This is a genomic window from Curtobacterium sp. LFS079 (assembly GCF_047977865.1).
Taxonomy (GTDB): domain Bacteria; phylum Actinomycetota; class Actinomycetes; order Actinomycetales; family Micrococcaceae; genus Arthrobacter.
Genome location: NZ_JBFPFO010000013.1, coordinates 57,032 through 82,326, shown reverse-complemented (window position 1 = coordinate 82,326; position 25,295 = coordinate 57,032). Strand labels below are relative to the sequence as shown.

25 protein-coding genes are annotated in these 25,295 nt (G+C 67.6%); 8 read left to right on the top strand and 17 right to left on the bottom strand.

Annotated elements, in window-relative coordinates:
• Positions 1-103 precede the first annotated feature (103 nt).
• Entirely contained in the window at positions 104-1,354 is a 1,251-nt protein-coding gene (locus tag ACNQPB_RS17415) for a DNA recombination protein RmuC (protein WP_498753676.1), read from the top strand.
• Between the two features lie 15 nt (positions 1,355-1,369).
• Here ACNQPB_RS17415 and ACNQPB_RS17410 read toward each other — a convergent pair whose 3' ends face one another.
• Both ACNQPB_RS17410 and ACNQPB_RS17405 read right to left on the bottom strand, forming a co-directional pair.
• On the bottom strand, positions 1,370-2,455 hold the full coding sequence (locus tag ACNQPB_RS17410; RefSeq protein WP_498753675.1) for a 4-hydroxy-3-methylbut-2-enyl diphosphate reductase: 1,086 nt from the start codon (positions 2,453-2,455) through the stop codon (positions 1,370-1,372).
• A gap of 100 nt (positions 2,456-2,555) precedes the next feature.
• Positions 2,556-3,410 carry a hypothetical protein gene (locus ACNQPB_RS17405; protein WP_498753674.1) on the bottom strand — a complete coding sequence of 285 codons (855 nt, stop codon included), beginning with the start codon at positions 3,408-3,410 and terminating at the stop codon, positions 2,556-2,558.
• Positions 3,411-3,692: 282 nt separating this feature from the next.
• Between ACNQPB_RS17405 and xseA the strand changes: the two genes are divergently transcribed.
• Positions 3,693-5,054, top strand: a complete 1,362-nt coding sequence (xseA, locus tag ACNQPB_RS17400) for an exodeoxyribonuclease VII large subunit (RefSeq protein WP_498753705.1) — start codon at positions 3,693-3,695, stop codon at positions 5,052-5,054.
• Complete coding sequence (locus ACNQPB_RS17395) at positions 5,051-5,326, top strand: exodeoxyribonuclease VII small subunit (RefSeq protein WP_498753673.1); 276 nt, start codon at positions 5,051-5,053, stop codon at positions 5,324-5,326. The genes xseA and ACNQPB_RS17395 overlap by 4 nt, the downstream gene beginning before the upstream one ends.
• A gap of 18 nt (positions 5,327-5,344) precedes the next feature.
• Here ACNQPB_RS17395 and ACNQPB_RS17390 read toward each other — a convergent pair whose 3' ends face one another.
• The 9 genes from ACNQPB_RS17390 to ACNQPB_RS17350 all read right to left on the bottom strand — a co-directional run bounded on the left by ACNQPB_RS17390 (position 5,345) and on the right by ACNQPB_RS17350 (position 14,991).
• A complete protein-coding gene (locus ACNQPB_RS17390) occupies positions 5,345-6,157 on the bottom strand; it encodes a polyphosphate kinase 2 family protein (protein WP_498753672.1) in 813 nt (270 codons plus the stop codon).
• Between the two features lie 106 nt (positions 6,158-6,263).
• Positions 6,264-7,484, bottom strand: a complete 1,221-nt coding sequence (locus tag ACNQPB_RS17385) for a pyridoxal phosphate-dependent aminotransferase (RefSeq protein ID WP_498753671.1) — start codon at positions 7,482-7,484, stop codon at positions 6,264-6,266.
• 174 nt (positions 7,485-7,658) lie between these two features.
• The gene (locus tag ACNQPB_RS17380; RefSeq protein WP_498753670.1) at positions 7,659-8,624 is read right to left on the bottom strand and encodes an ABC transporter substrate-binding protein; all 966 of its coding nucleotides are present in this window, start codon (positions 8,622-8,624) and stop codon (positions 7,659-7,661) included.
• Positions 8,621-9,364 (bottom strand): ABC transporter permease, encoded by a 744-nt coding sequence (locus ACNQPB_RS17375; RefSeq protein ID WP_498753669.1) that lies wholly within the window; start codon positions 9,362-9,364, stop codon positions 8,621-8,623. Before ACNQPB_RS17375 ends, ACNQPB_RS17380 begins: the two co-directional genes overlap by 4 nt.
• Positions 9,364-10,059, bottom strand: a complete 696-nt coding sequence (locus ACNQPB_RS17370; RefSeq protein WP_498753668.1) for an ABC transporter permease — start codon at positions 10,057-10,059, stop codon at positions 9,364-9,366. The genes ACNQPB_RS17375 and ACNQPB_RS17370 overlap by 1 nt, the downstream gene beginning before the upstream one ends.
• Complete coding sequence (locus ACNQPB_RS17365; protein ID WP_498753667.1) at positions 10,059-11,144, bottom strand: ABC transporter ATP-binding protein; 1,086 nt, start codon at positions 11,142-11,144, stop codon at positions 10,059-10,061. Before ACNQPB_RS17365 ends, ACNQPB_RS17370 begins: the two co-directional genes overlap by 1 nt.
• 131 nt (positions 11,145-11,275) lie before the next feature.
• Positions 11,276-12,466 (bottom strand): ribosome small subunit-dependent GTPase A, encoded by a 1,191-nt coding sequence (gene rsgA / locus ACNQPB_RS17360; protein WP_498753666.1) that lies wholly within the window; start codon positions 12,464-12,466, stop codon positions 11,276-11,278.
• A gap of 254 nt (positions 12,467-12,720) precedes the next feature.
• Entirely contained in the window at positions 12,721-13,173 is a 453-nt protein-coding gene (locus ACNQPB_RS17355) for an NUDIX hydrolase (protein ID WP_498753665.1), read from the bottom strand.
• A gap of 21 nt (positions 13,174-13,194) precedes the next feature.
• Positions 13,195-14,991: a glycoside hydrolase family 35 protein gene (locus ACNQPB_RS17350; RefSeq protein ID WP_498753664.1), complete on the bottom strand. Its 1,797-nt coding sequence runs from the start codon at positions 14,989-14,991 to the stop codon at positions 13,195-13,197.
• 50 nt (positions 14,992-15,041) lie between these two features.
• On the opposite strand from ACNQPB_RS17350, the gene ACNQPB_RS17345 reads away from it, so the two are divergent.
• Positions 15,042-16,073 carry a pirin family protein gene (locus ACNQPB_RS17345; RefSeq protein ID WP_498753663.1) on the top strand — a complete coding sequence of 344 codons (1,032 nt, stop codon included), beginning with the start codon at positions 15,042-15,044 and terminating at the stop codon, positions 16,071-16,073.
• Between the two features lie 37 nt (positions 16,074-16,110).
• Here ACNQPB_RS17345 and ACNQPB_RS17340 read toward each other — a convergent pair whose 3' ends face one another.
• Positions 16,111-17,022, bottom strand: coding sequence for an N-acetylglucosamine kinase (locus tag ACNQPB_RS17340; protein ID WP_498753704.1), 912 nt, complete (start codon positions 17,020-17,022; stop codon positions 16,111-16,113).
• A gap of 40 nt (positions 17,023-17,062) precedes the next feature.
• A complete protein-coding gene (locus tag ACNQPB_RS17335) occupies positions 17,063-18,040 on the bottom strand; it encodes a LysR substrate-binding domain-containing protein (protein WP_498753662.1) in 978 nt (325 codons plus the stop codon).
• A 96-nt stretch (positions 18,041-18,136) separates the two neighbouring features.
• On the opposite strand from ACNQPB_RS17335, the gene ACNQPB_RS17330 reads away from it, so the two are divergent.
• Positions 18,137-19,375: an MFS transporter gene (locus ACNQPB_RS17330; protein WP_498753703.1), complete on the top strand. Its 1,239-nt coding sequence runs from the start codon at positions 18,137-18,139 to the stop codon at positions 19,373-19,375.
• Between the two features lie 32 nt (positions 19,376-19,407).
• Here ACNQPB_RS17330 and ACNQPB_RS17325 read toward each other — a convergent pair whose 3' ends face one another.
• Complete coding sequence (locus ACNQPB_RS17325) at positions 19,408-20,571, bottom strand: trans-sulfuration enzyme family protein (protein WP_498753661.1); 1,164 nt, start codon at positions 20,569-20,571, stop codon at positions 19,408-19,410.
• A gap of 131 nt (positions 20,572-20,702) precedes the next feature.
• On the opposite strand from ACNQPB_RS17325, the gene ACNQPB_RS17320 reads away from it, so the two are divergent.
• Complete coding sequence (locus ACNQPB_RS17320) at positions 20,703-21,206, top strand: Lrp/AsnC family transcriptional regulator (protein ID WP_498753660.1); 504 nt, start codon at positions 20,703-20,705, stop codon at positions 21,204-21,206.
• 34 nt (positions 21,207-21,240) lie between these two features.
• Here ACNQPB_RS17320 and ACNQPB_RS17315 read toward each other — a convergent pair whose 3' ends face one another.
• Both ACNQPB_RS17315 and ACNQPB_RS17310 read right to left on the bottom strand, forming a co-directional pair.
• A complete protein-coding gene (locus tag ACNQPB_RS17315; protein ID WP_498753659.1) occupies positions 21,241-21,468 on the bottom strand; it encodes a 2-nitropropane dioxygenase in 228 nt (75 codons plus the stop codon).
• Positions 21,465-22,133 carry an ArsR family transcriptional regulator gene (locus ACNQPB_RS17310; RefSeq protein WP_498753658.1) on the bottom strand — a complete coding sequence of 223 codons (669 nt, stop codon included), beginning with the start codon at positions 22,131-22,133 and terminating at the stop codon, positions 21,465-21,467. Before ACNQPB_RS17310 ends, ACNQPB_RS17315 begins: the two co-directional genes overlap by 4 nt.
• A 270-nt stretch (positions 22,134-22,403) precedes the next feature.
• On the opposite strand from ACNQPB_RS17310, the gene ACNQPB_RS17305 reads away from it, so the two are divergent.
• On the top strand, positions 22,404-23,321 hold the full coding sequence (locus ACNQPB_RS17305) for a patatin-like phospholipase family protein (protein ID WP_498753657.1): 918 nt from the start codon (positions 22,404-22,406) through the stop codon (positions 23,319-23,321).
• Between the two features lie 29 nt (positions 23,322-23,350).
• On the opposite strand, the gene ACNQPB_RS17300 is transcribed toward ACNQPB_RS17305, so the two are convergent.
• Positions 23,351-24,595 carry an MFS transporter gene (locus ACNQPB_RS17300; protein ID WP_498753656.1) on the bottom strand — a complete coding sequence of 415 codons (1,245 nt, stop codon included), beginning with the start codon at positions 24,593-24,595 and terminating at the stop codon, positions 23,351-23,353.
• Between the two features lie 173 nt (positions 24,596-24,768).
• Between ACNQPB_RS17300 and ACNQPB_RS17295 the strand changes: the two genes are divergently transcribed.
• Positions 24,769-25,293 carry an Lrp/AsnC family transcriptional regulator gene (locus tag ACNQPB_RS17295; RefSeq protein ID WP_498753655.1) on the top strand — a complete coding sequence of 175 codons (525 nt, stop codon included), beginning with the start codon at positions 24,769-24,771 and terminating at the stop codon, positions 25,291-25,293.
• The last annotated feature ends 2 nt before the right edge of the window (positions 25,294-25,295 follow it).

Below are 25,295 nucleotides of genomic sequence, written 5' to 3'. Positions count from 1 at the left end.
GAGGATTCATTCTACCTGTTGCAGGGGCGGCTCCGCGTTGCCTTTTCCATGCCCCGGAAACGCCGATCCCAAAAATGTCAGGGCCTTCTGCGAAGGTGGGGACATGGATGGATTTGTGGTCTTGTTGGCGTTGTTCATGCTGCTGCTCGGTGCGGCGCTCGGCTTGGCGGGCGGCCTTGTGGCCTTCCGGCGCCGCAGTGCGGCGTTGGAAGCAGATTTCGACGGCGTCTCCGCACGCCTGGCGGAGGTCTCCGCCGGCTTTGCGGCCGCCGACGCCGAACGGAACCTGCTGCTTGTACAGAACCGCGAGCTCGGTGCGGCACGGAACCAGGACGGCAGTGTGCTGCGCGCATTGGCGCCGGTGGCCGAGAAGCTTTCGGCGGTGCAGCAGCAGGTCTCCCTGCTTGAACGGGACCGGCTGGAACAGTACGGCCAGCTTGCCCAGCAATTGCAGGAAGCACGCCTGTCGGATGAACAGCTCCTGCGTTCCACCCACGCCCTGGCCTCGGCGCTGCGGTCAAACAGCGCACGCGGGCAATGGGGCGAGGTCCAGCTGCGGCGGGTCGTGGAAGCCGCGGGCATGCTCCGGCACGTCGATTTCCAGGAGCAGTTCCACGCCGTGTCCGGCGACTCCTCGCTGCGGCCCGACCTGGTGGTCCAGCTCCCAGGCGGCAAGCAGCTGGTGGTTGACGCCAAAGTGCCGCTGGCTGCCTACCTGGCGGCGCAGGAAACCGTGTCATCCGGTACGCAAGGCGGCAACGGTGCGACACAGGGCAGCAGTGATCTGCTGGCGGCACACGCCAAGGCCCTGAAGTCCCATGTTGATGCCTTGAGCTCCAAAAAGTACTGGGATATTCCCGGCAACTCCCCCGAGCTTGTGGTCTGCTTCCTGCCCGCGGAATCGATTCTTGCCGCGGCCCTGGAAGCGGACCCCGCCCTGCTGGACCACGCCTTGTCGCGCAATGTGGTGCTCGCCTCCCCCGGCACGTTGCTGGCTGTGCTGAAGTCCGTGGCCTTCACCTGGCGGCAGGATGTGCTGACGGACAATGCCAAGCAGCTGTTTGAACTCGCCCAACAGCTCTACGACCGCATGGGCACCCTGGGTGAGAATGTCGGCCGCCTGGGCAGCTCCCTGAAGACGTCCGTGGACCGGTATAACGCTTTGGTCGGAACGCTGGAGGCAAGGGTTCTCCCCACAGCTCGGAAGCTCAACGCCATGGACACGGACGGTCTGGCCGTACCGGCCGCCGTCGAGGTGGTTCCGCGGGCCCTCGCAGCACCGGAGCTCCGGGAAACCCCCGGACTCCGGGAAAGCGACGGACTCCGCGAACGCGACGACGAATCCGCGGCCTAGGAACGAGACCGAAGGCTACGAGTTGGGGCGGTTCCCGCGCCCGCCCAGGGCCCGGGAAACGTCCCCGGCGGCCTTGAGGGTGGCGCGCAGCTCCTTGGGCAGGGAGAAAAGCAGGTCCTCTTCGGCCGTGACGACTTCCTCCACGGCGCCGTACCCGTACTCGGCAAGCAGACGGAGGACGTCCTGGACAAGGACCTCGGGAACAGACGCGCCCGAGGTGACGCCGACAGTGGCCACGCCTTCAAACCAGGCCTCGTCCACCTCGTTGGCGAAATCCACACGGTGTGAAGCCTTGGCGCCGTATTCAAGGGCGACCTCCACGAGGCGCACCGAGTTGGAGGAGTTCGCCGAACCCACCACGATCACCAGGTCGGCCTGGGGAGCGATCTTCTTGATGGCCACCTGGCGGTTGGTGGTGGCGTAGCAGATGTCGTCGCTGGGCGGGTCCTGCAGCGTGGGGAAACGCTCCTTGAGCAGCCGGACGGTCTCCATGGTCTCGTCCACGCTCAACGTGGTCTGTGACAGCCAGATGGTCTTTTCGGGGTCGCGAACAGTCACCTGGTCCACCTCGTGCGGACCGTTGATGATCTGAATGTGGTCCGGGGCTTCCCCGGCGGTGCCTTCGACTTCCTCGTGACCGTCGTGGCCGATGAGCAGGATGTCGTAGTCGTCCTTGGCGAAACGCACGGCCTCGCGGTGGACCTTGGTGACGAGGGGGCAGGTTGCGTCGATGGTGCGCAGGCCGCGGTCTTCGGCGGACTGCACCACCGCGGGGGACACACCGTGGGCGGAGAAGATCACGAGGGCACCCTCGGGCACCTCATCGGTTTCGTCGACGAAGATCGCGCCCTTTTCCTCCAGCGAGGTAACGACATGCACGTTGTGCACGATCTGCTTGCGGACGTAGACGGGCGGCCCGTAATGCTCCAAGGCCTTCTCGACGGCGATGACGGCACGGTCTACACCGGCGCAGTAGCCACGCGGTGCTGCGAGGAGGACGCGCTTGGGCCCGGAAACGGGGGCGGCAGCCAGCACTTCTTCCGGGGACCTCCGCCGGCGCGGGATGGTGGGCATCGGTACGGACACTGCGGAGCTGCTCATCCCTCCATGCTACCGGGAGCGTGCGGAAGCCCCGGACGCCTCAGCGCACCGGGCCGGGGCAGCACCAGCGGTGGCAGGAGGCCGCGTCACCGGGGGCTGATCACCCGGCCGAGGCGGTGACAGCTCGTTTCCTGCGCCGTAGGACCAAGCCCATGAGCCCTGCGACGAACACTGCTGCCCCGGTCCACGCTGTTGCTCCGATCCAGGGTGCGAAGCCGGTAATCGATGCGGCAATGAGTTCACGGGCGAAGAGCGCACCCATGGCGCTTTCCCCGAGCCCGGGGCCTGCGAGTCCGCTGAACAAGACGGTGGACGCCTGCCACACGCCGGCAAGCACCGCCAAGCCGATGCCAGTGCACAGCAGAACCGCCGAGCGCCGGCGGGCCGCCAGAACTGCCAGGGCCAGCGCCATCACCGCTCCGAGGCCCGCCAGCCACCACATCGGAGCGTAGGCAGCCAGCTTGTCCACTACTTGCCGTTGGGACGGGCCACCGATGCTGACGACTGCCTTGTCCGATACAGCAAGCTGCAAACCGGTGGCGGTGCGCAGCTTGTCGGCAAGAAGATGCACGAAAGGTCCAAGGTCGAGCACCAGCGAAGTTCTGGAGGCGGCATCCAGGGAGGCCGGATGCGCGGACTGTGCGGATCCATCAGCCGACGAAGCAGCCGGTCCTGCGAAATTCAGGCGATGGCTCCTGCGGACCGTCTCGTTCCAGGCCTGCGGATACTCCGGCCAGCTGCTCATGTGCTGCGCCGCGTCCTTGAGCAGCGACGCACCCAGTTCCTTGGCAGGGGCCGGCACGTCGAGCCCGGTTTCGAGGGTGCTGACGGCAATTCCGGCCAGCCGGGCCTGGAACGCCGGATCTTTCCCCAGGCGGTCCGTCAGCTGCACGAAACCGTCTTCACGGACGATGTTGCGCTCGGTCCAGGCAGCCGGGACGGCGAATCCAGTCAAGAGAAGGGCAAGTATCACTGCGAGTGCAGAGACAAAGTTGCGCAAGGGGGAATTCCTCGGGTCGGGGCCAACTGCCATCCTACGGGTGAATGTCACTGCTGCCTGCGAGGGTATGGATAGAGTTGAAAAGCACGGCGAACCCCGCCGCGGCAAGCAAGCGAGCAAGTCACCAAGCAAGTCACCAAGCAAGTCACCGAGCAATCAGAGCAGCTAGGACGGAACCCATGCATCAGTCATCATCCGGCCGTGGAACCGCCCATGGCTGCTGAGGACACGGGAGCCATGGTTCCTGGCGGCACCGGCCCCGCGGATGCCGGGGATGCCGGGGATGCCGATGCGCAGCCGGCCGGTTCGACCCTGCCGGCAACGGCCGCCGAGACAAGCCCGAACCACCCGTGGCCGCTGCACCTGTTGTCCCGGAAGCTGAAGGCGCACATCGAACGGGCCCCCGCCGTCTGGATCGAAGCGCAGATCATCGAGCTCAACCGCCGGGGCGGCAGCGCTTTTGCCACGCTCCGGGACACGGACGCCGAGATCTCGCTGCCGGCGTCGCTCTGGTCCAACGTCCTTGACCGTCAGAAGACCCCGCTGGAGCGCGGTTCGCGCGTGGTGGCCCTGGTGAAGCCCGAGTTCTGGATGAAGACCGGCCGCCTGAACATGTCCGTTCGGGACATCCGGCCCGTGGGTCTCGGCGATCTCCTCGCCAGGATCGAACGGCTGCGCCAGGCCCTCGCCGCGGAAGGACTCTTCGCAGACGCCAGGAAGAAGCCGCTGCCCCTCCTTCCGCACCGCATCGGACTCATTACCGGAAGGGACTCGGACGCCAAGAAGGACGTGCTGCGCAACGCCGCCCTCCGCTGGCCGGCCGTCGAGTTCGATGTCCGTGAGGTGGCCGTGCAGGGAAATACCGCGGTGGGCCAGGTGCTCGCCGCGCTCCGGGCACTCGACGCCGATCCGCACGTTGACGTCATTGTGATCGCGCGCGGCGGCGGGGCGCTCGAGGACCTGCTGCCGTTCAGCAATGAAGAGCTCATCCGCGCCGTGTCCGCGGCCGTGACCCCGGTGGTCAGCGCGATCGGGCATGAGGCCGACCGGCCGATCCTCGACGACGTGGCGGACCTCCGGGCATCGACGCCCACCGATGCGGCGAAGCGCGTTGTTCCGGACGTGTCGGAGGAACTGGCCAAGGTGCGCCTCGCCCGGGAGCACCTCAACCGTTCCATCCTCCGGCTGCTCGACCGGGAAACCGACCGGCTCCACGCCCTGCGTTCCCGGCCGGTGATGGCCTCGCCGGAGGTGATGGTGACTGCGCGGGAAGATGACATCGCCAGGCTCCGGAGGCACGCGCACACCGCGGTGAGCTCCGCCGTCGTCCGCGCACTGGACCAGGTCCACCACCTCAAGGCACGGGTGCGGGCGCTCTCCCCGCAAAAGACTTTGGACCGCGGCTACGCGGTGGTCCAGGTGGCCGGCCCGGACGGCACGGGCCACGACGTCGTCAGGAGTCCCGTGCAGGCACCCCACGGCACGCCCTTGACCGTCCGGGTGGCAGAGGGCCGCTTCGCCGCGGTCGCCGACGGCAGCCGCCCGCCTGCCCCGTCCGAAACAACAAAGCTACCCGCAACCGAGGGAGGATCCCGATGACCCCAGAGAACCGATCCGCAGAAAACCACACCGGCGGAGCCGGCCGGGAACCGGGTGCAGCAGCCCCGGATGCCCTGGGCTATGAGGAAGCCCGCGAGCAGCTTGCCGCCGTGGTGGCCAGGCTGGAGGCCGGCGGTGCGAGCCTGGAGGAATCCCTTGCCCTTTGGGAACGCGGCGAGGCACTGGCCAAGCAGTGCGAGGAATGGCTGGAAGGCGCCCGCCGGCGGCTTGCCGACGCCAAGGAAGCCAACAACCGCGGTCAGGACAGCTAGGACTCGGCAGCCAGGAAGTCAGGACGCGGCGACCCGTTCGCGTTCCGCGGCGACATCAAAATCCGCCGCGGGCCATTGCAGGGACAGACCTTCGAGCGCGGTGATCAGCAGCCCCTGCACGGCGATCCTGGCGAACCATTTCCTGTTCGCCGGAACCACGTGCCAGGGCGCGACGGCGGTGGACGTCTTGTCGAAGACCTTCTGGAAGGCGTCCATGTAGGCGTCCCAGTGGGCACGTTCGGCGAGGTCGTCGGGGCTGTATTTCCAGTGCTTCGAGCGATCGTCGAGGCGCGCGAGCAACCGTTTCTTCTGTTCGTCGCGGCTGATGTGCAGCATGACCTTGACGATTGCCGTTCCCCCGTCGGCGAGCCGGGCCTCGAAGTCGTTGATGGCTGCGTACCGGCGCTCAAGCTCAGCCTCGTCTGCCCAGCCGTGGACGCGGTGGATCAGCACGTCCTCATAGTGGGAACGGTCGAAGACCCCGACCATACCGGCACCCGGGACCGCCTTCTCGATCCGCCAAAGGAAATCGTGCGACTTTTCCTCGTCCGTGGGGGCCTTGAAGGCGGTGAGCTTCACGCCTTGGGGATCCATGGCTGCCACCACGTGGCCCACAATGCCGCCCTTGCCCGCGGTGTCCATGGCCTGGAGGATCAGCAGCACCCGTTTGCTGCTGCCAAATTTGCCCTCGGCGAAGAGCATTTCCTGCAGTTCGTTGATGCGGCTGTCCTGGGCGGCCAGCAGTGCCGCTCCATCGGTCTTGGCACCCGGGTAGCCGGGCGTCGATTCCGGATCAACTGAGGACAGCAGGAACCCCGGCGCGATCGCCAAGGTTCCTGCCGGGTCCCGTTCGAATTCCAGTGCTCTGGACTTCCCTCCACCGGCCACGGGCTCCCCCTGAGTTCAGGCCGCCCTGCCGGCGGCGTGTCCCAACAGGCTAATTGCCCGGGTAGCGCTCGAGGAAGTCCGCCATGCGGCCGATGGCTTCTTCGATGTCCTTGACGTTGGGCAGCGTGACCATGCGGAAGTGGTCCGGGCGCACCCAGTTGAATGCCCGGCCATGTGATACCAGGATCTTCTGTTCTTTCAGCAGGTCCAGGACGAACTTCTCGTCGTCGCGGATGTGGTAGACCTCGGGGTCCAGCTTCGGGAAGAGATAGAGGGCACCCTTGGCCTGCTGGGTGCTCACGCCGGGGATGGCGTTGAGCAGTTCATAGGCCTTGTTGCGCTGTTCGAGCAGCCGGCCGCCCGGGAGAATGAGGTCGTTGATGCTCTGGTAGCCGCCGAGCGCGGTCTGGATGGCGTGCTGCGCAGGCACGTTGGCACACAGCCGCATGTTAGCTAGGAGGTTTATGCCCTCCAGGTAGTCGGCGGCTTCCTTCTTGGGTCCGGAAATGGCCATCCAGCCGGCGCGGTAGCCGCATACCCGGTAGGCCTTGGAAAGGCCGCTGAACGTCAGGCAAAGGACGTCATCGCCGGTCAGTCCGGCGAGGTTCACGTGGACGGCGTCGTCGTACAGGATCTTTTCGTAGATTTCGTCGGCGAAGAGGACCAGGCCGTGCTTCTCTGCCATGGCGACGATCTTGCGGAGGGTTTCCTCCGGGTAGACGGCGCCGGTGGGGTTGTTCGGGTTGATGACCACGATGCCCTTGGTGCGCGGTGTGATCTTGGACTCCAGGTCGTCCAGGTCCGGCTGCCAACCCGATTCCTCGTCGCACAGGTAGTGCACGGGGCGGCCACCGGCCAGGGACACGGACGCGGTCCACAGCGGGTAATCGGGCGAGGGAATGAGGACCTCGTCGCCGTCTTCGAGCAGTGCCATGAGGGACATGGTGATGAGTTCGCTGACGCCGTTGCCGAGGTAGATGTCGTCGACATGGATGTTCTGGATGCCGCGGGTCTGGTAGTACTGCGAGACAGCGGTGCGGGCGGAGAAGATGCCGCGGGAATCGCTGTAGCCCTGGGCGTTCGGCAGGTGGCGGATCATGTCCACCAGGATCGCGTCCGGCGCTTCAAAGCCAAACGGTGCCGGGTTTCCGATGTTCAGTTTGAGGATGCGGTGCCCCTCTGCCTCCATTTGCTGGGCGGCCTGAAGAATCGGTCCACGGATGTCGTAAAGGACATTATGAAGCTTGGTGGACTGCTTGAATTCTGCCATTCATCAAATATGCCACACCGGCGATGGACTTCCCGTGAGAGGTGCCTCACAGCAGCACGACGGCGGCGGGCGGCTCCCGGTGGGGCTCTCCGCGGTGCCGCACCCCTCGGCAGGGGCCACCGCCGCCGAGGGCCCCTGGCCGAGCGGAGCGAGGCTGAGGGAGGCGGTGGGGACTTACTTGGCGAGCCCCTTTTCTTTCAGCCAGGCTGCTGCGGCATCCTTCGGGTTCTGCTTCTGGTCACCGCTGACCGCCCGGTTGAGGTTGATGAGGTCCTCGGTGGTGAGGACCTTGGACACGGCGTTGAGCGCGTCCTTGGCCTTGTCCGTCATCTTGGCACTGTTGTAGAGGGGGAGCACCTGCTGGGCCTTGAAGTTGTTTTTCGGGTCCTCGAGCACCACGAGGTCGTTGTCCTGGATGGACGGCGTGGTGGTGTAGATGTCCGCCACCTGGACCTCATCGGTCAGTAGCGCCTGCAGGGTCAGGTTGCCGCCGCCGTCGCTGAAAGGCTTCAGTCCCTTGAGCACGCAATCGTAGTTGGCCTTCAGCCCCGGGAAGCCATAGGCACGGGTTTCGAAGGTTGCCGGCGCAGCCATCGTGAGGTCCTTGCACACCTTGGCCAGGTCAGTAATGGATTTCAGCTGATACTTCTCGGCCGTGGCCTTGGTAACGACCATGGCGTCCTTGTCCTCGGCCTTGGAGGCATCGAGCACACCCAGGCCCTTGGGAAGCTTGCCCGGGAGCGCCTTGTAGACATCGTCCGCGGAGACCTCGGGAGCGTTGGCGTCCAGGTAGGACAGCAGGTTTCCGGAGTAGTCCGGGGCGAGGTCGATCGAGCCGTCCTGCACGGCCTTGAAGTAGATCTCCCGGGAACCAATGTTCGGTTTGGTGCTGGCCTTGACTCCGGCCGCGTTGAGCGCTCCGGCATAGATTTCGGCGATGATCTGGCTTTCGGGGAAGTCCGCCGAGCCGACCACCAGCGGCCCGCCGCCGCCCGAGGCCGCGCTGGTGCTTGGGGTGGACAGCGGGCTGCCGCCGCAGGCACTCAGTGCAAGCGCGAGCCCGACGCCTGCGGCCAGGCCGCCGAGCCCCCGGCGGGTGAGCGTGCGGGGCCGCGATGCGAAGGTGCTGCTGTTCTTCATGGGGTTCCTCCTTGAAGGTCGGCGCCGGCCGGTGCCGCCGCTGCGAGGTCTCCGGCCGGCCTGCGGCCGCCGCTGGAATCGGTGGACAGGCCCGGGGAGAGGATCATCCTCTGCACGGCGGCCAGTAAGAGGTCGACGGCGATTGCCAGCGCCGCGATAAGCAGGGACCCGCCGAGCATCCGGGGAAAGTCCTGGAGGACAAGCCCATCAAAAAGATAGCGGCCCAGTCCGCCAAGCGGAAGGTACGCGACCACCGACACGGTGGCAATGACCTGCAGCACGGCCGTCCGGATTCCGCCGGCCAGGACCGGCAGGCCGTTGGGCAGCTCCACCCGGAACAGGATCTGGAGCTCCGTCATCCCCATGGCACGGGCACCGTCCACAATGGCGGGATCCACGCTGGAGATGCCGGCGTAGCTGCCTGCCAGCAGCGGAGGAACGGTCAGGATCACCAACGCCCATACCGGTGGCATGAGCCCGCTGCCGGCCAGCAGGGCGAAGAGGACCAGCAGGCCCAGCGTGGGAAGCGCCCGCAGGGCACCGGCGACGGCGACCGCGGCAACCCGGCCCCGGCCGGTGTGGCCGATGAACAGCCCCAGGGGCATGGCGATGGCGGCGGCGATGACAAGGACCAGGGCCGAATATTGCAGGTGTTCGAGGAGGCGGACGGCAATTCCCCCGCTGCCGCTCCAGTTGGCCGGGGACGCGAGCCAGGCGAAGGTGTCGGCAAAGATGTTCATCAGCCGGCCCCCTCGTGGATCCGGGTTTCAGCGGTGAACGCGGCTCCCGCCGCAGGCTTGGCGGCGGCCCGGGTCCACGGGGTCAAGACCCGTTCCAGCAGGACCAGCAGGGCGTCCATGAGGAGCGCCAGCACGAGGATGCCGAGGATGCCCACCACCACTTCGGTGATGAAGGTGCGTTGCAGTCCGTCGGTGAAGAGCACGCCGAGGTTTCCCACCCCCAGCAGCGCGGCCACGCTCACGAGGGAGATGTTGCTGACCGAAACCACGCGGAGCCCGGCAAACAGCACGGGGAGGGAGAGCGGAATGTCGATCCGCAGGAAACGTGCGGACGGGGTGAAGCCCATGGCCGTTGCGGCCAGGCGCAGTTCCTCGTCCACGGAGTCGAACGCGTCCATGGCGGCGCGGACCAGCAGCGCCACGGCGTAGATGGTGAGCGCAACGACCACGTTGACCGGGTCCAGGATCCGGGTGCCAAGAATCGGCGGCAGGATGATGAACAGGGCCAGGGACGGAATAGTGTACAGCAGGGAACTGGCCGTGGTCACGGCCGTGCGCAACGCCCGCCTCCCCCGGGCCAGCTGGGCCAAGGGCACGGAAATGAGCAAGCCAAGTACCATCGGAACCACCGCGAGCACGAAGTGCTGGCCGGCCAGTCCGAACACCGTGCCGCTGTTCTCCAGGAACCATTCCATCAGGCAGGTTCCTCCCGCCGCCGGCGGCCTTCCTCGATCAGCGCCAGGATTTCCTCCGCTTTGAGGACGCCCGCGAGCCGTCCGTGACTGTCCACCGCCACGCCCAGGCCCGACGGCGAGGACAGAGCGGCGTCGAGGGCGCGGCGCAGGCTGTCCCCGGGGCGGAACAGCGAACCGCCGGGAACCAGCCCGGCGCCGTCGCGCGGCGAGGCCCAGCCCAAAGGGCGGGAGTCGTCGTCGAGCACCAAGGCCCATTCGCTGTTGCCGCCGGCGGCATCGGAGGCGCCCACGGTCTTGGCCGGATGCAGCCGGACGGATTCGGCGTCGTTGAAAGACAGCCGCCGGAACCCTCGGTCACGGCCCACGAAGGAGGCCACGAAATCACTGGCCGGGGCGCGCAGAATTTCCTCCGGAGCGGCGTACTGGGCAAGCCTGCCGCCGACGGAGAAGACCGCCACCTTGTCCCCGAGGACCGTGGCTTCGTCGATGTCGTGGGTGACGAAGACGATGGTCTTGGCAAGCTCGCGCTGCAGCCGGAGCAGTTCCTGCTGCAGTTCGTCGCGGACCACGGGGTCGACGGCGCTGAACGGCTCGTCCATCAGCAGTACCGGAGGATCTGCGGCGAGCGCCCGGGCAACCCCCACCCGCTGCTGCTGCCCGCCGGACAACTGGGACGGGTACCGCCGGCCGAGCGCCGAGGCCAGCCCGACGACGTCGAGCAATTCCGCCGCGCGCCGGCGGGCCGCCGCTTTGGGGACACCGTTCAACCGCGGCACGGTGGCGATGTTGTCCAGTACCGTGCGGTGCGGCATGAGGCCGGAGGACTGCATGACATACCCCATGGAGCGGCGCAGCTTGGCCGCCGGTTCAGCCGATATGTCCTTGCCAGCCACGGTGATGGTTCCCGAGGTGGGTTCCACCATCCGGTTGATCATGCGCAAGGACGTGGTTTTGCCGCAGCCCGAAGGTCCCACGAATACCGTGATGGCGCCTTGCTCGATGGACATGCTCAAGTTGTCCACGGCAGGCTGGCCGCCCTGATACTGCTTGGTGACGCTCTGGAACTCAATCATGGCTTCAGCCATTTCCGGGCTTACCTCGCTGTCGGCGGATGTGGAGCGGTCGGCGGAGCATTCAAGACGATGGTGGATTCAGCCTAGTCACCCCCTCTGACGATGTCAGCCGCGGCGCGGCGGCCGTAAGGTATCGGCAAGAATCAGCCGGTCTTCCGGTTCCGTCCTTTGCCCCGAAGCTCACCTCCCTCGTGCCGGTACCGTTGAGCCGCGCGCTGGCTCAGCCCGGCACGGACGATGTTCTGATGCCATTCGCGCTGGTAGGCGCGCCGGGCGGCGGCGTCCTGCTTCCGGGCGAGGGCGGCCAGCTCGTTCTGGAGCTTGCGGTAGCTCTCCCAGCGGCGCAGTTCCACCCGGCCGTCCGCGAGCGCCGCCTGCACTGCGCAGCCCGGTTCACGGTCGTGGGCGCAGTCGGCGAATCGGCATTGGCCGAAGAGCTCCTCCAGGTCCGCGAACATGTCCTGCAGGCCGTTTTCCGCATCAAAGAGGCCGAAGCCGCGCACGCCCGGGGTGTCCATCAGGACCGCTCCGCCGGGCAGGGGCACCAGCTCACGTGAGGTGGTGGTGTGCCTCCCCTTTCCGTCGCCGGCGCGGACCGGCCCGGTTTCCTGGACATCGCGGCCGGCCAGCGCGTTGATGAGGCTGGACTTCCCGGCCCCGGAAGGCCCCAGGAGGACCACGGTGGCTCCGGTCGGAATATGCAGCATCAGTTCGTCGAGGCCGTCGCCTTGTTCGGCGGAGGTGGTGACCACTTCCACTCCCGCCGCGTGCAGCATGACCTGCCCGATGACGTCGTCCGCCACGTCGGCGAGGTCCGCTTTGGTGATGATCACCAGCGGGGTGGCACCGGAATCCCAGGCCGCGACGAGGGTGCGCTCCAGGCGGTTGGCGCTTAGCGGCCGGTCCATCGGGACGACGACGCCGACGACGTCGATGTTGGCCCCGAGGACCTGTTCTTCCATGGACGCTGCCAGCGCCCGTTTGCGGCCCAGGGAGGTGCGCCGCGGCAGGACCTCGACAACGGCGGGTTCCCCGGCCCGGGTGTGGCCGAGCCACACCCAGTCGCCGGTGACCGGCGCGGGGCCGCGGCTCGGATACGGCAGGTGGTTCAGCCCTGACGGCCCGGCGACGAGGACCCGGTTCCGGTCGAGCCGGACCACCCGGCCGGCTTGTTCGTCGCCCGGGATGTCGTCGTGGCCTTCATTCGGGCCGGACGGCGGGTGGGAGCGGAAGTACTCCGCGGTTTCGGGGGTGAAGCCGTAGTCGGCCGGCCCGTTAAGGATGGTGGTGTTTGGTGTTGCGGGACCCGTTGCGGGTCCGAAGGTGATTTTCAATGTCCAGCCTCTGGAGAGGCCCGGCCGCCGGTGCGGCGTAAGGTGTTCAGCGCACGACGGATGCCGGGGCAGGAATGATGATGTGCTGTGTGCGCGGCGTTGCAGCAGCAAAGGCGCGCGAAGTTTCGGCAATCATTGGTTCCACCTCCTCGGCATGGGGCCGGCGGTCATTGTGCAAGGTTCTGTTCAAGGCACCGGCGGTTCGACCAGCCTAACCAGCGGCGTGCGGCTTGGCCAGAGCCGCGCGGCTGTTTTCAGCCGAGCTGCCCGTTGATCGGCCGTTCGCGGTGCAGGCGCAGGCCGATGTCCACCAGCGAGACCCTCACCAAGCCCGGCACGGCGTCCAAGGAGATCCATGCGGCGTGGGTGGTGCTGCCGTCCACCTCGTGGGTGAGTTCGCCGCCGGTGATCCGGGCGTCGAAGACCATCCGCAGGGCCTGGAACGGGCGGTCCTTTCCGTCGAACCGCGGCTCGTCCGGCCAGTAGCCCACATCGGTTCCGAGCATGGCCCCGACCTCGGCGTCATAGCCGGTTTCCTCCAGGATTTCCCGCCGGCAGCCGTCCACCGGGTGCTCGGCGAGGTCGAGCCCGCCGCCGGGCAGCGTCCAGCCTTCCTTGCCGTTCTCCTTCCAGTACGCCAGGAGGACGGCGCCGTCGCGGACGATGACTGCGTAGGCGGCAGGTCGGGTGTCGAATCGCATCCTCACGAAGGACAGCTTAGGCCAGCGCTAGGACAGAAGAGCCGCCTCGATCTCCGAGGTGTCCGGGACGCCGAGTTCGGCGGCTTCGCGGAGCTCGACGACGGTGCCGGGCTTGTCGAGCTCGAGCACCCTGACGGTGTTGCGACCTGCGCGGATCAACGGCGCGGGGACGTACAGGGTGCGCTGCGGCCCCGCCTCCCAGTAGCGGCCGAGCAGGAAGCCGTTGATCCAGAGGAACCCCTTGCCCGAATCCGGGAGCGCAATGTAGGTGTCGGCGGGTTCCGCAGCGGTGAAGTCAGCCCCGGGCAGCCGGTCCAGCTCAGCCTCGCCCCATTCCGCGAGCGCCACGGGGGTTTGCCTCCAGTGGAAGATGTAGCGCTGGTTGACCAGCACCCCGCCGAGGATCCCCTTCCCCTGCCCGGTGAGCGGGCCGTAGTTGATCCGGCCCAGATTCTCCACGAGGATGTCCAACTGCGCTGGAATCCCCGTGCCGGTGACCGTGAGGCCCTCGGCGCCCGTGACGTCGTCGAGGATGCCGGCGAAGATGCCGTCCACCCAGATATGGGCGCGGTCGTGGAGGCCGGCAACCTTCAGCTTCGATTCGGCAGGCGCGTCCGGAAGGCCCGGCAGCACCGCTTCCGCGGAGTACAGCACCAGGCCCGAATCGAGGCCAAGTTCTTCGAAGGACAGGGGTTTGACGCTGTGCACCGGAGTCGCGGAGCCACGCAACAGACCGGTCAGCTCCGGGGCCGCTCCCAGAGGCAGGGTGACGGCCGGGAGCACCGGCGCACCGGCCAGCAGTTCAGGGGCCAGGGCAGGGAGCTCCGTAATGCCCTGTGCCCGGAAGAATTCTGCGCGCAGGGCGTGGAACTTCGCCGTCAGGGCTCCGTTTTCGGCGATGGGCGCGTCCGAGTCATAGCTGGTGACTGTGGGCTGGATGCGGGTGCCGTCATGGTTGGCGCCGGCGCCGAGGCCGAAGTTGCTGCCGCCGTGGGCCATGTAGATGCACACCGAACCGTCCAGGTCCAGGATCTTGCGGACCTCGGCGGCCGCCTCGGCCGCATCACGTACATGGTGTTCCTCGCCCCAGTGATCGAACCAGCCACCCCAGAACTCGACGTTGAAGAACGGCTCGCCGGGCCGGCGGCGCTGCCACGTGGCCACGGCCTCGTCGCCACGACTGCCGAGGGTCGCCGTCGCCCAGGTTCCTTCGACGGCGCCGCCGTCGAGGAAGTAGTCCGTGCCGCCGTCGGCCGTGAACAGCAGCTCGCTGATGCCGCGCTCTTCCAGGGCGCGTCGGTTCCAGCGGATGTAGTCGTGATCGTCGCCGTAGCTGCCGTATTCGTTTTCGATCTGCACGGCCACCACCGGGCCGCCGTTGCAGGCCTGCCTGGCGGCAATGATGGGCAGGAGCTGGTCGAACCACTCTTCGATGGCTGCCGTGAAGACGGGGTCCAGGCAGCGCAGGCCGATGCCCGGCGTGCCGGTGAGCCAGGCGGGGAAGCCGCCGTTGTCCCATTCGGCGCAGATGTACGGCCCGGGCCGGACAATGACGTCCAGGCCCTCTTCCGCGGCGAGGTCAATGAAGCGTCCCAGGTCCCGCCAGCCGGTGAAGTCCGGGGCCTGCCCGCGGTGCGGCTGGTGGAAGTTCCACGCGACGTAGGTGTCCACTGAGTTGGCGCCCATGGCCTTGAGTTTGCGGAGCCTGTCCTGCCAGTGGTCGGGGTGTACCCGGAAGTAGTGGATGGCTCCGGCAAGGATGCGGTAGCGTTCCCCCGAGTGGTAAAGGACGGCGTCGCGGTAGCTCAAAACGGCGTTGTTCACGAAAAACAGATTAGTACATTTCTTAACAATTCAGCACATGGAGTTGCCTCGTGACCAACTTGGAAACGGCCCCGGCCCAGGAACTGTGCCCCGCAGGGCACCCCGGCCAGGGACCATGCGTCCAGCTGTGGCCGGAGCGGGAAGTGCCGCTGGGCGGGGTGCGGGCGATGAACGTCTCCCGCACGCTTCCGCAGCGCGGACTGCCGACCGTGGGCGCCTGGTGTTTCCTGGACAGCTTCGGCCCGGACCGCGTGGCCATGAGCGTGCTGCCCCACCCCCACATGGGACTCCAGACGGTCACCTGGCCGCTGGAAGGCGAAGTGCGGCACCGTGACAGCGTGGCCAGCGACGTGGTGGTCCGCCCCGGCCAGCTGAACATCATGACGGCGGGCCGCGGCATCGCGCACTCCGAGTTCGCAGTGCTGCCGCAGCCAAACGGCGACGGCGAGGTTGAGGTGCCGCTGTCCCGCGGACTGCAACTGTGGGTGGCGCTGCCCGACGCCGAACGGCACCGGGCGCCGTCGTTCGAACAGGTAGTGGAGCTGCCGCTCGTCAGCGGGGACGGCTACACGGCCAAGGTCCTGGTGGGCGAATTCGCCGGGCAACGCTCCCCTGCCACGATGTTCAGCCCGATCGTCGGCGCGGAAGTCAGCGGCTCCGGCGGGATCGGTTTTCCCCTGGATCCGGTGTTCGAGCACGCCATCCTGGTCCTGGACGGCCGCTTGACCGTGGACGGCGAGGAGGTCGGCCCCGGCCCCCTCGCCTACCTTGGCTCCGGACGGGATTCACTGGCCGTGACGGCCGCACCGGGCACCCGCTTCATGGTGCTCGGCGGCGAACCCTTCGAAGAGGACATCCTCATGTGGTGGAACTTCGTGGGCCGCACCCACGAGGAGATCGTCGAAGCCCGCGAAGACTGGGAGGCCCAGGCCGCCCTGGCCGACCCCGATGCCCGTGCGGCCCGATTCGGCGTAGTTGACGGACACGGGCCCGACGCCGGTGCCGAGGCAGGCCGCATCCCGGCGCCGCCGCTGCCAGGCGTCCGGCTCAAGCCGCGCACCCGCGGCGGCCAGCCCGAATAGGCCTCAGCGCGACCAGGGACTCAGCTCGAACCGGGACTCAACCGCGCTCGGCGATGATCTGTGGCACCCCGAAGACTGGATCCTGGTCCAGCACGCGCACGTCCGTCACGCCGTGGGCTGCGAGTCCGGCACGGAAGGCTGACTGCAGCGCGGCCACGTTCATGCCCAGCCCGCTGCCCAGGATCGCCGGGCCCGGGATCCTCAGCTGCCGCAAAACCTGTGCCGCGAGCTCGGCCAGGTCCCGCCCGGCCTGGTCCAGGAGCTGCCGGCTCACTTCCAGGCCCTCGTCCGCGGTCTGCACCACGACGCCGGCCCGCTGCGCCCAATAGCGGCGGTCGGTATCCGGGGCGTGGAAGAGGGCGATGAGTTTATTGGGATCGTCCAGTCCGCAGGATTCCAGCAGGGCGCGGGTGAGGGCATCCGGCTCGAGGCCCTTGTTCATGCGGCGCAGGCTGTGGCGGACGGCTTCGCGCCCCAGCCAGTAGCCGCTGCCTTCGTCGCCCAGCAGGTATCCCCAGCCGCCGGCGCGGGCCTCTTCGCCGGCGGAGTTCTTGCCCCATGCCGCGGATCCGGTTCCCGCGATGACGGCGACGCCGGTGCTCGTCCGCCCGGCCGCCAGCAGCAGGCGGGAATCGTGCACCACCGAAACTGCGGCACCGGGTACGTGCGGTTCGATGAGGGCGGCGAGCGCACGGGCGTCGTCGTCGGTGTCGACGCCGCCCGCTCCGGCGAGCACCGTGTCCACCCGGCCGCCGCCGATCCTGCCGAACAGTTCTGCCAGGTTGGCTGCCGCGGTCTCACGGCTGACGTTCTGCACATTGGCGCTGCCGACGGATTCGTCCTGGACCACTGCTCCGTCCTCGAAGCGGACGCCGCGGGTCTTGGTGCCGCCGATGTCCAGGCCGATAACCGTGCCGGGAACGGCAGGGTAAGAAGGGCCGGAATGCATCTCGGGGTTTTCCACGTGCACAGCCTAACGTGAAGGCCTCCTAGCTCCGCCCCTTGATGAACCCGGACAACAGCTCTGGCCCTTCCGCGAGGACCATCTCCCTGAAAAGCCGGACGGGTCCGGACTCGTTGCCCCGTGCACCGCTGCCCCGTTCGCGCCAGGCGATGCCGATCTCCCGGTAGGCGAGCCGCGACTCGATGGCCACTTCCACCCACCCCAGCCCTGCCCCCTGCGGACCGTGGATTCCCGGTCCCAGACCGCCCGGCGGCAGGATGCTGTAGCCCAGCCCTGCGGAGACGAGCCCGCGGACAGTGTGGGTGTCCTGGCTTTCGAAGGCGGTGCGGGGACGGACCCCGGCGTCGCGGAAGATCGCGTCCGTGAGGGAACGCAGTCCATAGCCCGGGCCCATCGCCACGAAAGGCTCTTGCTTGAGCTCTTCAAGGCGGAGCCGTTTCCGGCCGGCCGCCGCATGCTGGTGGTGCAGGACCAGCCGCAACGGCTCGCGGTAGAGGGCGGCGGAGGCAAGCCCCCTGCCGCGCGGGGAAACCGGTGAGATCAAGGCGATGTCGGCGTCGCCTGCTGCGAGCTCATCGAGGCAAGCGGCCCGGGCACCCTGGCTCAGCTCAAACGCAGTGAGCGGATGGCGTTCGCGGAAAGCCCCGATCAGTACGGGCAGGGTGGCCTCGCCGAAGGTGTGCTGGAAGCTCACCGAGATCCGGCCCCGGACGGCGTCCTGCTCCTGGCGCACCAGGTCCAGCCCGCGACGGAACTCGGCGAGGGCGGCGTCGACATGGGGCAGCAGCGTGCGGGCGGCGGCACTGAGGCGCACTCCGCGCCCGTCCCGGACCAGCAGTTCGGTCCCGACGACGGCGCCCGCCCGTGCCAGCGCCCGGCTCACCGTCGACTGCGGCACGCCGAGGAGTTCTGCCGTCGCGGTGATGTGTTCCGTCCGCGCCAGCTCGGAAAGGATGGGCAGGAGAGGCAGCAGCTGCACAAGCTGCTTGTGGTCCGGATCCATGCCGCATGGCCTCCCATTCAATTCGAATTTGCTATGTAAATCATCTCATTCATGCATTGGATACATCACTCGCCGGCAGCCTACCGTGGACGTGTGATGATGCAAACGGGTCCGGAAACCGCCGACGGACACCCCAAGGGCTCCCCCGGCTACCGGCGGATCCTGGCCGGACTGGCGATGGCCGGCGTCGCGACCTTCGCCCAGCTCTATTCCACCCAGGCGGTCCTGCCGCTGATGTCGAAGGATCTGGGGATCACGGCCGCGGACGCCGCCCTGGGCGTTTCCCTTGCCACGGCAGGCCTCGCGGCCTCGGTGCTGCCGTGGTCCTTCGTGGCCGACCGCATCGGACGGGTACGTGCCATGGCGATCGCGATCGGCGCGGCGACTGCCTTTGGTTTGATGGTTCCGTTCGCGCCGGCCCTGCCGCTCGTCCTGGCCCTGCGCACCCTGGAGGGCGTCGCCCTGGGCGGCATCCCCGCCGTGGCCATCGCCTACCTGAACGAGGAAATCGGCAAGGCCCACGCAGCCCTGGCCGCCGGCAGCTACGTCGCCGGCACCACGCTGGGCGGCCTGTCCGGCCGGCTCCTGGCCGGACCCCTGGGGGAAATCTGGGGCTGGCGGGCCGGGACCCTGGCGGTGTCGGTGCTTGCAGCGGTATCCGCCGGGTTGTTCCTGCTCCTCGTACCGAAGCCCCGGCGATTCGCTCCCGCACCCGCCATAGGCATGCTGGGGGCCGCGAAGATCCTGCTGGGCCACCTCGGCAACCCGCGGCTCCTCGCCATCTACCTGCAGGCCTTTGTGCTGATGGGCGGTTTCGTGGCCGTCTACAACTACCTGGGCTTCAGACTGCACGCCGAACCATTCGACCTTCCGGCCTCCGTGGTGAGCCTGCTCTTCCTGGCCTATCTTTCGGGCACGGTGAGCTCCAGGTGGGGCGCTGCCCTGTCCCTGCGTTTCGGCCGGCGCAACGTCCTTCTTGCGGGGATCGGCTGCATGGCCGCGGGCATGGCACTGACCCTGTGGGACTTCCTGCCGACCGTGCTCGCGGGCCTGCTGCTCTTTACAGCCGGGTTCTTCGCCGCCCACAGCATCGGCGCCGGGTGGAGCGGCACCCTCCCCGCGGACGGCAAGGCGCAGGCGGCCTCGCTGTACAACCTCTTCTATTACCTGGGGTCCAGCGTCCTGGGCTGGCTGGGCGGGCTCGTCTTCCAGTCCGCGGGCTGGACCGCCCTCGCCTGGGGCGTGATCGCCCTGGCGTGCGCGACGGCGGCGGTCACCGCCGTCGCGCATCCTTCGGCCAAGCCGGTGCGCGCCGTCGTCGTCACTGCTTCCTGAGGCGGCGCACCTTCCGGGTGCCGGCTACGTCCTCAGCGGGTCGACTCGATGGCCTGCGCCAGGTCTGCAATAAGGTCGGCAGGATCCTCGAGGCCGATCGAGAGGCGCAGCATCCGCGCATGCGGCTTCGCCTCGGGCGCCACCGGGCGGTGCGTGAGCCCGGCCGGATGCTGGATCAGGGTGTCGATCCCGCCCAGCGAGACGGCGTGGGTGATCAGCCGGACCGCGCCGGGGATCCGTTCGGCGTGCTCCGCGGAAGCGACGTCGAAGGCCAGCAGCGAACCCGGCCCCGACATCTGGGTGCCCACCAGGCCGAGGGGATCGCATTCGGGCAGGCCGGGATAGTAGACCTTGCCGACGAGTTCATGCCCTGCGAGCGCAGAGGCCACCTTGTGAGCGTGGTCCTGCTGCGACCGGACCCGGACAGGCAGCGTTGCCAGGCCGCGGTGCAACAGATATGCCGGCCACGGCGTGAGGATTCCGCCGGTCACGGCCCGGACCCTGCGCAGCCTCGCCGCCCATTCCGAATCCGTCGCCACCACACCGCCCATCGCGTCTCCATGGCCGCCCAGGAACTTCGTGGCGCTGTGCAGGACCATCGCCGCGCCATGCTTGAGCGGCTGCTGGAGCACAGGAGTGGCGAAGGTGTTGTCCACGAGCACGGGAACCCCGGCGGCGTCGGCAGTGAGCTTCTTCAGGTCCACGAGCTCAAGGCTGGGGTTCGCCGGCGTCTCGAGCACCACCAGCGCGGTGTCCTGGCGGATGGCGCCGCTGACTTCTTCCGGCCGGGCGAAGGTGGTCTCGGTGCCGAGCAGTCCGCTTGCCAGCACATGGTCTGTGCCGCCGTACAAGGGGCGGACCGCGACAACGTGCCGCTTGCCTTCGGCGGCGGCGGCGAGCAGCACGGCGCTCAGGGCAGCCATGCCGGTGGCGAAGGCCACGGCCTCCGGAGCGGACTCCAGTGCAGCGATTCCCTCTTCGAAGCGCGCCACGGTGGGGTTCCACAACCGTTGGTAGACCGTGCTGTCGCCCTCCCTGTGGGCACCGCCACCGGCCATCTGCTCGTACGCAAGTCCGCCGTCATGCACCGAAGGCAGTGGCGCAGTGGTAGAAAGATCGATGGGTACCGCGTGCACGCCCTGTTCGGTGAGTCCGTCACGGCCGGCGTGGACGGCGAGGGTGTCGATGCTGGTCACTGTGCTCCTTGAATTATTCGCCATTGAATGGCGCCAGTATTAGGCAATAATTCGGAAGTTCACAGGGTAGATGAATGGATTGCCGCAAATTTGCCGGATATGATGAACTCATTGCAAATCCAGGAGGATCCGTGAGTACAGCCCCGAAGAATGTTCGGCCCCTCGGCGCCGGCGAACCGTTGGACGCCATCGACGAGCGGATCCTGGCCGCCCTGGTAGACGACGCACGGATCTCCAACAAGCAACTCGCGGAACTGGTAGGCATTGCCCCGTCGACGGCATTGATGCGCACCAGGGCGCTGTCCGAACGCGGGATCATCGAAGGCTTCGAAGCCGTGCTGAGCCTGGCCGCGATCGGACGATCAGTCCAGGCCCTGATCGCCGTCCGGCTGCGCGCCCACGACCGCGACCAGATCGACCGCTTCACCTCGCGGGTTCCGGCCCTACCCGCGGTCCTCTCCACGTTCCACACCTCTGGATCGGTGGACTACCTGCTGCACATCGCCGTCGCGAACACCGATGAGCTGCGCGACTGGGTGCTGGACAACCTGGCCACCGATCCCGTCGTCGGACACACCGAGACCACTTTGGTCTTCGAGCACATCCAAGGCAACCACGGACCGCTGCCCGCCTGACTGCCGCAGCCTCCCTAAACCGGCCCCGCCCAAGTCAGCCACGCGGCCCCAAGCCGGAATGGGCGGCGCCGAGGGCATCGGCACGCAACTCGCCAAGGCGCTCCCGGCGGGCAATTGCCGCCGCCCGCTGGGTGCGATTGCCCACCTGGATGAGGCGGCGGTTTTCGGACCAGGACAGCAGCCTCGTACCGATCCCGGCCGCCGCCGATTCGATGAGGGATGGCTGGCGGTAGACGCCGCATGATGCGGTAACTGAACTCATGGCTTCTTCCCTTCACTGCTTTGTGAATTTCTGCTTTGTGAATTTCTGCTTGCGGCTTTGCCGGCCGAGGCCGGGACTCCAAGGATGGGGAACGCGTTGAAATGGATCTGGACCGGGCGGGCGTCCTCGGGGACGGGTTCGCTCCGGATCTCCTCCAGCAGTTTGTGGCCGAGCGCTTCCATGGCATGCGAATAACGGGCAAGTTGCTCCGCTGACATGCGGGCATTGACGGTACTGACGGTGGAGACCTGCAACCAGTCAGTGTCCAGGACGTCGACGCCGTGCTCCATGAAGTCGGCAAGCACCGCCTGCCGGCCGCGCTCGAATTCCCGGCTCACCAGCCTCGAGGCCTCCTGGGTGGCCGGGGACGTGGCCAGTTCCGGCGAGGTGATCTGGATGGCGATCGGCGGGCGCTCCCACCACCGCTCGCGCGCGGTCCCTTTGCCCTCGACCTCACGCACGAAGTCGAACTTCGCCAACTGGCGCAGGTGGTAGCTCGTGGCACCGCTGGATTCACCCAGCAGGTCCGCGAGCCCGCAAGCGGTCTGCGCACCGTACCGGGAGAGCATCTCGAGGATTTGGACGCGCAAGGGATGCGCCAGCGCCTTGAGCGACGCCGTATCGACTTTGCGGAGCGGGAAATCCGGCTCGCGGACTGTGACCATGGCTCAAGGATAGAGTTGCAAAGAACTCTTTGCAACGGTTTCTTTGCAATTATTTCTTTGCAACTGTTTCTTTGCATTAGTACCGGTGCGCGCTGATTGCACACCACATCGCAGGTGTGCGACCATTTCCCTGATCGTGACCCGTCGGCAGGAGGTGAGACCCATGAACGCAGTATCCGTAGTGGGCGCTCCGCTGAAGTGCACGATCGCGCGACTGAGCTAGTCGCCACCGGGAGCGCCGGACAGGCACATTCGCGAAAGGCGACTCCCATGAACACAACACCTTCTTCAACCCCGCGCTCCTCAGGCGATCGGGCATTGGTCCTCGGCGGCGGCGGATCGACCGGCAATGCGTGGCTGATCGGCGTCATCGCCGGCCTCTTCGATGCCGGGCTGGATGTGACCGGTGCCGATCTGATCATCGGCACGTCAGCCGGATCGACGGCCGCGGCCCAAATCACGGGCTCAGCCCCGCCCGAACTGTTTGCCGCCATCCTTGCCGCGGTACCTCAACCACGGACCGCTCCGGCCCGATCCGGCGGTGGACGCGTTCCGCTCAGGCCGGTCTCGGACCACATGGAGAGAACAGGCAAGATCATCGCAGCCGCTAAGGATGCGGCTGACATGCGCCGCAGAATGGGTGCGGCGGCACTCGACATGGATGCGGCGTCGGACAGTTCCGTGCACGAGCGGTGGCGCGCTACCGTCGCCGCGCGGCTGCCCGGCCAACTCTGGCCGGAACAACCCGTGCTCATCACCGCGGTCGATGCCCGCACCGGCGAACCGGTCGTGTTCGACCGCCACAGCGGGGTCGACCTGGCGGACGCCGTGGCGGCCAGCTGTGCCAGTGGCTTCGCCTACAGGATCGGCGACAGGCAATACATCGACGGCGGCTACCGGTCCAACGCCGAGAATGCCGATCTGGCGGCCGGATACGCACGGGTGCTGGTGCTGTCGCCATTCGGGGGCAGGTCGCGGACTCCGGTGGGCTGGGGCATGCACCTTGCAATACAGATCGACGAACTGCTCGCACGCGGCAGCAGGGTGGAGACGATCTTCCCGGACAGCAATTCCGAGCACATGTTCGGCGCCAATGCGATGGATGTGTCGCTGCGTGCGCCTGCTGCCCAAGCCGGCTTTGAGCAAGGCAGTGCCATTGCCGGCCAGCTCAGCGAATTCTGGCGCTGACGCCCCGCAGCACGTCTGCCCATCCCGGGTTATCGCGCGGCGGCCGGCCTGATCGTGCGCAATGCAACAAGCGCGAGAAGCAGCGCCGCCGCGCCGCACAGCAGCGCGAACCCGGTCACGGCCGGCCCAAGGCCGACAAGTGACGACGCCAGGCCCAGGCCGATGACTGGCACGGCGCTGCCCAGATAGGTGATGACGTAGACGGTGCTGATGACCTGGGCGTGCCGTGCGGGGTCGGCTTTGGTCGCGAGGTCGTTGAACACGAGGCGGAATGCGCTGCCCTGCCCGACGCCGGCGGCAATCCCGGCCAGAACCAGCAGCACCGGGTTGTGCCAGGCAGCTGCGGCGGCCATGAGCATCACCGCCGCGCCCAGCACGGACAAGCCGGCCGGCAGGAGTATCCTGCCGCGCAGCGGGAAGAGCTGGCTCAGGGCCGAGGCGCCGAGTGTGAGGCCGGCCAGCAGGCCCATGACGGGGCGCGAATCAGTGCCCATCACGGCAGCAAAATAGCCAGGGCCCAGGGAAAGGCAGAAGCCGAAGACGGCGAAGCTGAGGAACCCCACGGAGGCGGCAAGCGCGAAGGCGCCTTTCGTCTCCCTCGACACCGAAGGGCGCCTGGGTGCGAGCACGGCAAAAGGCCGCGGGCCCACGGCAGGCCGGATCGCAGGGCGGGCGTCGAGCATCCAGAGCGGAACCAGCAGGAGCAGCAGGAGGATGCAGTGCACCAGGAACGGGGTGCTGACCGGGCCGGGCAGCAAGGAGAGCAATCCGCCGATGAAAGGTCCCGCGGCAACCCCGCCCGAGGAAGCCAGGAGCGTGAAGCGGGAGGCCCATTCGGGCCGCGACGGCAGGAGCTCACGCAGGGCGGCGGAACTTGCCCCGGTGGCCAGTCCCACGGCAATGCCCTGCAGAGCCCTTCCGGCGCACAGCATCCAGAGGCTCCCCGCCCCGGCAAACACCAGGCTTCCGGCCAGGCCGAGGATGACGGCAAGCACCAGCGCAGCACGGCGGCCGATGTGGTCGGACCAGTGTCCGGCCAGCAGCAGCACGGCGACCAGGGCAAGGACGTAGCTGGCGAACGCGACCGTGACGCCCAGCGGGCCCAATCCGAGCCGCAGCTGCAGGAGGGGGTAGAGCGGGGTGGCCAGGTTCGCGCCGAGCAGCAGCGTGAACATGACGACGCCGGCCAGCACCAGCCGGGTGGTGGTGGAAGCGTTCCAGCCGCGGTGGACGGCCGCGGCCGGGCGCATGCGCAGTTCGCTGAAGACAGTCATCGTGGTGCCTTTGCCTAGGCGGGCGCGGAACGGCTGCCTTGTGGGCACGGCCGCCACCGCCCGGATGTGGATGGCAAAAGAATGCCGCAGCACTGCGGGAGAACTCAGTGATTGATGGAATAATTGGGCAAAACAGTCAATAGTTCCCCTACTGTCTGCACCGGAGTGATGATTTGAACAATCTGGACCCCACCGACCTGAAGATCCTGCTTGAGCTGCTCCGCGATCCGCGGATCCCCATCGGTGACCTCAGCGATGCCCTCGGCATCGCCCGCAATACGGCGCAAAGCCGGCTTCGGCGCCTGCTGCGCTCCGGCGTGCTGAATGACGCTGGCCGCGAGGTGGACCTCGAAAAGCTGGGTTACGACGTCGTCGGCTTCGTGACGCTCGAGGTGACTCACCGGGAACTGGACGGAGTCATTGGGGCGCTGCGCCTCATCCCGCAGATCCTGGAGGTCCACGAAATCTCGGGCCGTGGCGACCTGTTGTGCCGTGTGGTGGCGACGGACACGCACAGCCTGCAGACGGCGCTGCGCGCGATCCTGAAAGTCAAAGGGGTGATCCGCAGCGAGACCGTTCTGGCCCTGCACACCCACCTTGCCTACCGCAGCGCGCCGCTGATCGAAAGGCTCGCCGGGACCCCCGCCACACCGCCGACCCGGCAGCGCACCCGGCCGGCTGTCAGCCACGGGGACTAGGA

What these genes read in the sequence shown, in the direction of transcription:
- ACNQPB_RS17415 (WP_498753676.1), top strand. Translation starts at nt 104, where the DNA reads ATGGATGGATTTGTGGTCTTGTTGGCGTTGTTCATGCTGCTGCTCGGT.
- ACNQPB_RS17410 (WP_498753675.1), bottom strand. Translation starts at nt 2,455, where the DNA reads ATGAGCAGCTCCGCAGTGTCCGTACCGATGCCCACCATCCCGCGCCGG.
- xseA (WP_498753705.1), top strand. Translation starts at nt 3,693, where the DNA reads ATGGTTCCTGGCGGCACCGGCCCCGCGGATGCCGGGGATGCCGGGGAT.
- ACNQPB_RS17395 (WP_498753673.1), top strand. Translation starts at nt 5,051, where the DNA reads ATGACCCCAGAGAACCGATCCGCAGAAAACCACACCGGCGGAGCCGGC.
- ACNQPB_RS17385 (WP_498753671.1), bottom strand. Translation starts at nt 7,484, where the DNA reads ATGGCAGAATTCAAGCAGTCCACCAAGCTTCATAATGTCCTTTACGAC.
- ACNQPB_RS17380 (WP_498753670.1), bottom strand. Translation starts at nt 8,624, where the DNA reads ATGAAGAACAGCAGCACCTTCGCATCGCGGCCCCGCACGCTCACCCGC.
- ACNQPB_RS17375 (WP_498753669.1), bottom strand. Translation starts at nt 9,364, where the DNA reads ATGAACATCTTTGCCGACACCTTCGCCTGGCTCGCGTCCCCGGCCAAC.
- ACNQPB_RS17370 (WP_498753668.1), bottom strand. Translation starts at nt 10,059, where the DNA reads ATGGAATGGTTCCTGGAGAACAGCGGCACGGTGTTCGGACTGGCCGGC.
- ACNQPB_RS17365 (WP_498753667.1), bottom strand. Translation starts at nt 11,144, where the DNA reads ATGGCTGAAGCCATGATTGAGTTCCAGAGCGTCACCAAGCAGTATCAG.
- ACNQPB_RS17340 (WP_498753704.1), bottom strand. Translation starts at nt 17,022, where the DNA reads ATGCATTCCGGCCCTTCTTACCCTGCCGTTCCCGGCACGGTTATCGGC.
- ACNQPB_RS17335 (WP_498753662.1), bottom strand. Translation starts at nt 18,040, where the DNA reads ATGGATCCGGACCACAAGCAGCTTGTGCAGCTGCTGCCTCTCCTGCCC.
- ACNQPB_RS17330 (WP_498753703.1), top strand. Translation starts at nt 18,137, where the DNA reads ATGATGCAAACGGGTCCGGAAACCGCCGACGGACACCCCAAGGGCTCC.
- ACNQPB_RS17315 (WP_498753659.1), bottom strand. Translation starts at nt 21,468, where the DNA reads ATGAGTTCAGTTACCGCATCATGCGGCGTCTACCGCCAGCCATCCCTC.
- ACNQPB_RS17310 (WP_498753658.1), bottom strand. Translation starts at nt 22,133, where the DNA reads ATGGTCACAGTCCGCGAGCCGGATTTCCCGCTCCGCAAAGTCGATACG.
- ACNQPB_RS17305 (WP_498753657.1), top strand. Translation starts at nt 22,404, where the DNA reads ATGAACACAACACCTTCTTCAACCCCGCGCTCCTCAGGCGATCGGGCA.
- ACNQPB_RS17300 (WP_498753656.1), bottom strand. Translation starts at nt 24,595, where the DNA reads ATGACTGTCTTCAGCGAACTGCGCATGCGCCCGGCCGCGGCCGTCCAC.